The organism is Ectopseudomonas khazarica (assembly GCF_004521985.1).
GTDB lineage: Bacteria > Pseudomonadota > Gammaproteobacteria > Pseudomonadales > Pseudomonadaceae > Aquipseudomonas > Aquipseudomonas khazarica.
This window is the reverse complement of sequence record NZ_SBHZ01000033.1, coordinates 1-7,290: the sequence shown is the minus strand read 5'-3', so window position 1 is coordinate 7,290 and position 7,290 is coordinate 1. Positions and strand designations below refer to the sequence as shown.

The 7,290-nt window shown below is 63.6% G+C and carries 8 protein-coding genes; 1 reads left to right on the top strand and 7 read right to left on the bottom strand.

Annotation, left to right across the window (positions count from 1 at the left end; translation table 11 throughout):
• Positions 1–425 precede the first annotated feature (425 nt).
• Positions 426–767: a PilZ domain-containing protein gene (locus EPK82_RS24560; protein WP_047587266.1), complete on the top strand. Its 342-nt coding sequence runs from the start codon at positions 426–428 to the stop codon at positions 765–767.
• Between the two features lie 68 nt (positions 768–835).
• Here EPK82_RS24560 and flhA read toward each other — a convergent pair whose 3' ends face one another.
• The 7 genes from flhA to EPK82_RS24525 are packed head-to-tail and all read right to left on the bottom strand — an operon-like array spanning position 836 to position 7,112.
• A complete protein-coding gene (gene flhA / locus EPK82_RS24555) occupies positions 836–2,932 on the bottom strand; it encodes a flagellar biosynthesis protein FlhA (RefSeq protein ID WP_037051064.1) in 2,097 nt (698 codons plus the stop codon).
• A gap of 3 nt (positions 2,933–2,935) precedes the next feature.
• Positions 2,936–4,069: a flagellar biosynthesis protein FlhB gene (gene flhB, locus EPK82_RS24550; RefSeq protein WP_134678337.1), complete on the bottom strand. Its 1,134-nt coding sequence runs from the start codon at positions 4,067–4,069 to the stop codon at positions 2,936–2,938.
• Positions 4,062–4,856 carry a flagellar biosynthetic protein FliR gene (gene fliR, locus EPK82_RS24545; protein ID WP_047587258.1) on the bottom strand — a complete coding sequence of 265 codons (795 nt, stop codon included), beginning with the start codon at positions 4,854–4,856 and terminating at the stop codon, positions 4,062–4,064. Before fliR ends, flhB begins: the two co-directional genes overlap by 8 nt.
• 10 nt (positions 4,857–4,866) lie before the next feature.
• Positions 4,867–5,139 (bottom strand): flagellar biosynthetic protein FliQ, encoded by a 273-nt coding sequence (locus EPK82_RS24540; RefSeq protein ID WP_037051071.1) that lies wholly within the window; start codon positions 5,137–5,139, stop codon positions 4,867–4,869.
• Between the two features lie 13 nt (positions 5,140–5,152).
• Positions 5,153–5,905, bottom strand: coding sequence for a flagellar type III secretion system pore protein FliP (gene fliP, locus EPK82_RS24535; protein ID WP_037051400.1), 753 nt, complete (start codon positions 5,903–5,905; stop codon positions 5,153–5,155).
• Positions 5,905–6,276, bottom strand: coding sequence for a flagellar motor switch protein FliN (gene fliN / locus EPK82_RS24530; protein ID WP_047587253.1), 372 nt, complete (start codon positions 6,274–6,276; stop codon positions 5,905–5,907). Before fliN ends, fliP begins: the two co-directional genes overlap by 1 nt.
• Positions 6,273–7,112: a FliM/FliN family flagellar motor switch protein gene (locus EPK82_RS24525; RefSeq protein ID WP_134678336.1), complete on the bottom strand. Its 840-nt coding sequence runs from the start codon at positions 7,110–7,112 to the stop codon at positions 6,273–6,275. Before EPK82_RS24525 ends, fliN begins: the two co-directional genes overlap by 4 nt.
• Between the last annotated feature and the right edge of the window lie 178 nt (positions 7,113–7,290).

Sequence of the window (7,290 nt, the reverse complement as noted above, 5' to 3'; positions counted from 1 at the left end):
AACGACGCATCGCCGATGGTAGTGTGGTGCTTCACCATGTGAGAGTAGGTCATCGTCAAGCTCCTATACGAAACCCCAGATCTCTAACGAGGTCTGGGGTTTCTTCTTTGCGCGGCAGAAAGTCGGGTGCGGACAGCGTCGCCGGTGGCGGGGTAACCTGCAGGACGTGATCGCCGGCAAGCCGGCTCCTACGGGACGCGGCCTGGGTCTCGAAACCCCTGTAGGAGCCCGCTTGCGGGCGATCGCGGTGATCGCCGTACCTGGGTGGTTGCTCTGCAAGCAGGCTTAAGTAATCCCTCCTGGCGGTCGCCTTGCGTTGATGAATCACAGGTTATCAACGCGTACGTTCTCTTCGCATGACGTCGATCGATAGCACCTGATCCTCGCGATCCAGCCAGACGTGGCGAGTACTAAGGCAATCTCCTATGCGCCAATCGAGTCGAATCACCTTCCGTTCCACCTTTCGCATCAAGATCAGTGATCGAGAGCGCGACACGCTGATCGGTTATGCCGGCGACGTTTCCGAGTGTGGGATGAAGCTGCTGAGCGATGCGCTCGTAGAGCCGGGCAGCACGCTCAAGCTGAGAGTGCGCATGCGCGATCGGGAGGGGAACCTGCGTCAGGTGGACGTGGACATGGTCTGCCAGTGGTCGCAGGAGAACACCCGCACCGGCTTCTTCGAAGCGGGCATGGCCCTGCAGGGCGAGTCGGCCGAATACGTGCGTCTGATCGAGGGAATGCGCAAGCTGCGCAAGGAGAAGGCGTGAGCCTCGGGTGGCAGGGCTGATGGGGCGGATGCCGAGTGCGGCATCCACCCTGTCGGGAGGCTTCTCGACTAGCCCAGGGTGCCGAGGATGTTGACGCCTACCCTGTCCGGGATCTCGTTCTGCGACAGCACATGCAGGCCGGGGCTGAAGACGCGGGCATAGCGCGCCAGCAGGGGGCGCAGCTGTGGCATGACGGTGAGGATCGGCGGATGGCCGTCCTTGCGCAGTTTCTCCTTCACCACCGGCATGGTGTTCTGCAGCTGGTTGAGCAGGCTGGGTTCGACCGGGATGTTGTCCAGGCTCACCGGACCGGCCTGCTGGGCGATGGCCAGGGCGTTGAGCAAGGTGTTCTCCAGCGCATTTTCCAGGATGAATACCGACAGTTCCTGACGCTCCCCGGCGATCATGCCGACGATGCTGCGGCGCAGGGCATAGCGCACGTCGGAGGCGAGCAGCACCGGGTCCTTGGTCGACTCGCTGGCCTCCAGCAGGGTGGTGGCGATGGTGACGATATCCTTGAGCGGCACCTGCTCCTGCAGCAGCTGGCGGTAGACGCGATGCTGCTGGGTGTAGCTCAGCTGGGTCTTCAGGCTGTCGGCCAGCTTCGGTGCCTGCACCTGCAGGCGCTGCATCAGATGGTCGACGTCATCGTGCTTGAACACATCCGGCAGGTGTTCACGGATCACCTTGTTCAGGTGGGTGGCGATCACGCTGGCACAGTCGATCACCTGATAGCCGAGGTTGAGCGCACGGGCCTTGTCTTCCGGCTGAATCCACACCACCTGCATGCGGTAGGCCGGGTCGACGCCGAGTATGCCGTCGATCTCGCCGTACAGCTCCGGTGAAGGGATGGCCATCATGCGGTCGGCATGCAGTTCGGCGCCGTCGATCTTCTCGCCGTTGATCTGGATGCTGTACTGCGAGGCCTTCAGGCGCAGGCTGTCGCGGATATGCACTTCCGGCAGGAGGAAACCCAGGCTTTCCGAGAGCGTCTGGCGTACACCGCGAACGCGCTGGGTCAGCGGTGCCCCGGCGGCCTCGTTGACCAGCCCTACCAGCTTGTAGCCCAGCGATACCGACAGGCGCTCGACCAGGGGGATGTCTTCCCAGGCCAGGTGCTGCGCGCGTTCCTGCTCCATCGCCTTGCCCAGGGCCTCCACCTGCTCCAGGCTGGCAGCCTCTCGGGGTGGGCCGTTGCGCGCCACCATCCAGCCGACGAAGGCCACCAGGGCGGCGAAGCTGATGAACGCCAGGTGCGGCATGCCCGGCACCAGGGCCAGGGTGAAGAGGATGCCGGCCACGGTGTAGAGCAGCGCCGGCTGCGCCAGCAACTGACGGTGCACCTGGTCGGTGATTTCCGAGGATTCGTTGATCCGCGTGACGATGATCGCCGCGGCGGTGGACAGCAGCAGCGCCGGAATCTGCGCGACCAGGCCGTCGCCGATGGTCAGCAGGGCGTACTGCTGGAACGCCTGGCCGGCGCTCAGGTCGTAGACGAACAGGCCGATGGCGAAGCCGCCGAACAGGTTGATCAGGAGAATCAGGATGCCGGCGATGGCGTCGCCCCGGACGAACTTCGAGGCGCCGTCCATCGCCCCGTAGAAGTCGGCTTCCTTGGCCACTTCCGAACGGCGGCGCTTGGCCTCGTTCTGCTCGATCAGGCCGGCGTTGAGATCGGCGTCGATGGCCATCTGCTTACCGGGCAGCGCGTCCAGGGTGAAGCGCGCGGTGACTTCGGAGATGCGCTCGCCGCCCTTGGTGATGACGATGAAGTTGATGATCATGAGGATCACGAACACCACCAGGCCGACGATGAAGTTGCCGCCGATCACCACTTCGCCGAAGGATTCGATGACCTTGCCCGCCGCGCCGGTGCCGGTATGACCTTCGAGCAGCACCACGCGGGTGGAGGCGACGTTCAGGCACAGGCGCAGCAGGGTGGTGATGAGGATCACCGTGGGGAACAGGGAGAAGTCCAGCGGGCTTTTCGACGACACGCTGACCAGCAGCACCAGGATCGCCATGGCGATGTTGAAGGTGAACAGGGCATCGAGCAGCACGGGCGGCAGTGGCAGGATGACCATGGCCAGGATCGACAGGATCAGCACCGGGATGCCGATGCGGCCGCTGCGGAAGGTGGGCGCGAGTTGCTGCAGTAGGTTCATGGATCAGCCCCTGTTGGCCAAGCTGTCGGGAATCGGAAGGTTGCTCGCCAGTTGCGGCTTGCTCCTGCGGCCCTGGCGCCAGGCCTTGAGCTGCAGGATGTAGGTCAGTACATGGGCGACCGCGGTGTAGAGCGGTGCGGGAATCTGCTGGTTGACCTGGGTGGTGAAGTAGATGGCGCGCGCCAGCGGCGGCACTTCGACGACCTCGAGTTCGTGCTTGGCGGCCATCTGGCGCATGTACAGCGCGGTTTCATCGACCCCCTTGGCCAGCACGAAGGGGGCCTGGGCCTTTTTCGTGTCGTACTTGAGGGCGACCGCGTAGTGCGTCGGGTTGGTGATGACCACGTCGGCGTTCTTGATCACCTTGCTGATCTGCCGTTGCAGCATCTGCCGCTGCAACTGCTTGATGCGCGCCTTGACCTCCGGGCGACCCTCCTGGTTCTTGTGCTCTTCCTTGCGCTCCTGCTTGGTCATGCGCATTTTCTTGAGGAAGAAGTAGCGCTGCAGCGGGATGTCGATGAAGGAGAACACCACGAAGATCAGCATCAGGCAGAGGGTCAGGTTGAACGTCAGGTCGAGCGCCGCCGAGATCGCTTCCAGCACACTGCTGCGCTGCAGGGCGATCAGCTGGGGCAAGGCGGCACGCACCAGCACGTAGCCGACGGCGAGCAGCACCAGCACCTTGAGGATCGACTTGAGCAGCTCGCTCCAGTTCTGCGCGGAGACGATCCGTCCCAGGCCGGTGATGGGATTGAGCTTGCTCAGCTTGGGCGCGAAGTTCTTCGCCGAGAACACCCAGCCTCCCGGCACCAATGACAACGCCACCACCAGCAGCGAGGTGAGCAGCAGCGGCGACAGCAGCTTGATGAACACCAGCAGGTTGTAGCCGAGCAGGGTGTCGAGGTCGTCCAGGCTGATCTCGCTGTGGCCGAACTGAATGTAGGAAAGGCGGAAGCTGTCGCTGAGCCCCTCCATGAACAGCCCCGCACTGAACTTGAGAATGAACAGGGTGGCGATCAGCGAGATGGTGGTCGACAGGTCCTTGGAGCGCGCGACCTGGCCGTCTTCCTTGCTCTTCTTGAGTTTGTGCGCGGAGGCTTCTTCGGTTTTCTCCTGGCCGCTGTTCTGCTCAGACATCGCCGCCCTCGCGCAGGATCACGCCGATGCCGTTGAGCAGCTCGCGGGTCAGGTGCAGGTAGCTGTCCGGCAGGTTCGGCAGGGTCAGGTAGATGCACAGCAGGCCCATCAGGATGCTGATGGGGAAGCCCAGGGAGAACAGGTTCATCGCCGGGGAAATGCGGTTGAGCAGGCCGAAGCAGAACTGCACCAGGGTCAGGCAGAACACGATCGGCAGCGTCACCAGCACGGCGGCCGCCAGTACCCAGGCGAAGGCCTGGATGAAGTGCTCGGCGCCCAGGTAATGCAGGCCGCTGCCCACCGGCCAGAACAGGAAGCTCTGGTACAGCACACTGACGGTGACCAGGTGACCGTCGATGGCGAAGAACAGCAGCACCAGCAGGATGAAGTACAGCTGATAGACGATCGAGGACGACGACACGCCGTTCACCGGGTCGTTGTAGCGCGCCATGCTCATGCCCATCTGGGTCGATACCACCTCGCCGACCAGCATGAAGATGGTGAACACCAGCTGCAGGGTCAGGCCCAGCAGGATGCCGAAGGCGGCCTGTTCCAGGGCGGTCAGCACGCCGCGCAACGACAGCGGGTCGATCTGCGGCATGTCCGGCAGGGCGGCACCGAGCGCCACGGTCAGGGCCAGGGCGAGGAGGATGCGTACACGCACCGATACCGTCTTGTGGTTGAACAGCGGCGCCATGCTGAGCAGCGCGGCGATGCGGCAGAAGGGCCACCAGTAGGCCTGCAGGCTGCTCAGGTAGGTGCTGGCATGCAGCAAGGGCTCGTGCATGGGCATGGCGTCAGCCGACCAGATGGCCGGCCTGCTTGAAGGTTTCGATGAACAGGTCGCCCAGCGTGCGCAGGATCCAGTGGCCGGCGAACACCAGCATGGCGAGGGTGATCAGCAGGCGCGGGAGGAAGCTGAGCATCTGCTCGTTGATCTGCGTGGCCGCCTGGAAGATGCTCACCAGCAGGCCGCCAAGCAGGCTCGGCACCACCAGCACGCAGACGATCAGGCCGGTGATGTAGACGGCGTGGGCCACCAGTTCGGCGGCGTGTTCGGGCGTGAGCATCGCGCGGGCCTCGCTAGTAGGGCTGAATGCTGGTGGTGAGGGTGCCGACCAGCAGGGTCCAGCCATCCACCAGCACGAACACCATGAGTTTGAACGGCAGCGAAATCATCATCGGCGAGAGCATCATCATGCCCATCGCCATGAGTACGCTGGCCACCACCAGGTCGATCACCAGGAACGGCACGAAGATCATGAAGCCGAGCTGGAAGGCGGTCTTCAGCTCGCTGAGGACGAACGCCGGCAGCAGCAGGGAAAAGTCCAGCTGGGCCAGGTCCTCGGGCATCTCCTCGCCGGCCAGGGCGACCAGGGTTTCCAGCGAGTTCTTGCTGGTCTGCGCCAGCATGAACCGACTGATGATGCGCTTGCCTTCACCGAGGCCCTGTTCGAGGCTGATCTGGTCGGCTTCGAATGGCACGTAGGCTTCGCTGTACATCTCCTGCCAGACCGGGCGCATCACCAGCAGCGTCAGGCACAGGGCGATGCCGACCAGCACCGGGTTGGGCGGGCTCTGCTGCAGGCCGATGGCCTGGCGCAGGATGGCCAGGACGATGATGAAGCGGGTGAAGCAGGTCATCATCATCAACATGGCCGGAAGGAAGCCCAGCAGCGTCATCATCAGCAGGATCTGCAGCTTGACGCTCAGGGTCTGGCCATCTTCGCTGTCGTTGAAGTTGAACAGGGTGATGTCGCCACCGGCGGCCTGGGCCAGCAACGGGCAGCACAGGGCTGTCAGCAGCAGACCGGATTGCAGCAGGCGGCGCCGCATCACACGCCCAGCCCGCTGAGGCCGCTACCGGACAGCTCGACGATGCGCAGGCCGTAGTTGCCGTTCATCACCACCACTTCGGCCTTGGCGAACAGGGCGCCATTGACCTTCACATCCAGCGGCTCGCCGGCCAGCTTGTCGAGGGCGATCACGCTGCCGGCGTCGACGTCCATCAGCTCCTTGAGGGTGATCTCGGTGGAGGCCACCTCCAGGGTGACGTTGACCGGGATCTTGCCGAAGAAGCTCAGGTCCTGCTGTGGCAGGCTGGCCGGCGCTTCTGCGGGCGTCGATTCGCTGACCAGCTCGTCGGTGCCGAGGCCGGCATCGTTGATCAGGCTGTCGAAATCGTTGTCGGAAATGGGGCTGCTCATGGGGTCTTCACACTCTCGAGAGAAGTCAGGAACAAGGCGCCTTCGTCTTCGAAGATGGCGCCGCGAAACAGCTTCTGCTGGTTGATCTTTACGTCGCAGTGCTCGAGCAGTCGCATCGGCAGCACGTCGCCGGGGCGCAGGGCGAGCGCCTGCGCCAGCGGCATCTGCAGGCTGGCGACCACGCAATCCAGGCGCACCGGCAACTGGCGGATCTGGTTGAGCGAGCTGCCGCTCTGCGCGGGGGGCGCCGGCGGGGTCAGGCGGCTGGTCATCTCGTCGACCAGTTGCGTATCCAGGTAGATGAAGATCGACGACTGGCTGCCGGTGATATGGCTGCTGAACTGCAGCTCCGCCACGTACTCCCAGGCCGCTTCTTCGTAGGCGTTCTCGTAGGACTCGAGCTTGCCGAAGGTCTGGCCGGCGAGAATCGAGCGGGCGAACAGCTGGGCGACATCCAGACCCAGGCGTGTGCGCATGCGCTGTTCCGAGGTGCTGACCGGCGGCGCCTCGTGATTGGGCAGGCAGGTGCCGCCGTAGTAGCACTCCAGCGCTTCGGTCAGCAGTGCCCGATCCATCGCGAAACCGACCTTGCCCAGGGCCGAGCGATACCGGCACTCGGCTTCCCTGCTCACGTGCTCATGCACGTCGACCCGCAGCAGTTCGAGATTGATTCGATAGGCGCGCAGAAAGTAGTCGCTGATGATGCGCGGGTATTTGGCGGAGAGCTCGCGAATATAGTGAGGAATCTTGTGGTAATGCCGGCCAAGTTTCTGCGGTTTCAACCGGGGCAGACTGTCGGCGGGCACGCCATGAAGGACTTTTTTAATCCCGGTCATGTTGTGAGCTGTATTCCTGGTTGTAACTGCGCGAGCGCTGTTCGGCAGTCGAACAGGCAGTGCAGAGGACGTTTTGATTTACCGGCAGGCCATGGCGGGAAGCCGTGGTCGTGGCGTCGAATTCATCCAGGCACAGCGCTGCAAGCCAGTGATGACGAGGGCGAGTCTAGGTGGAGGG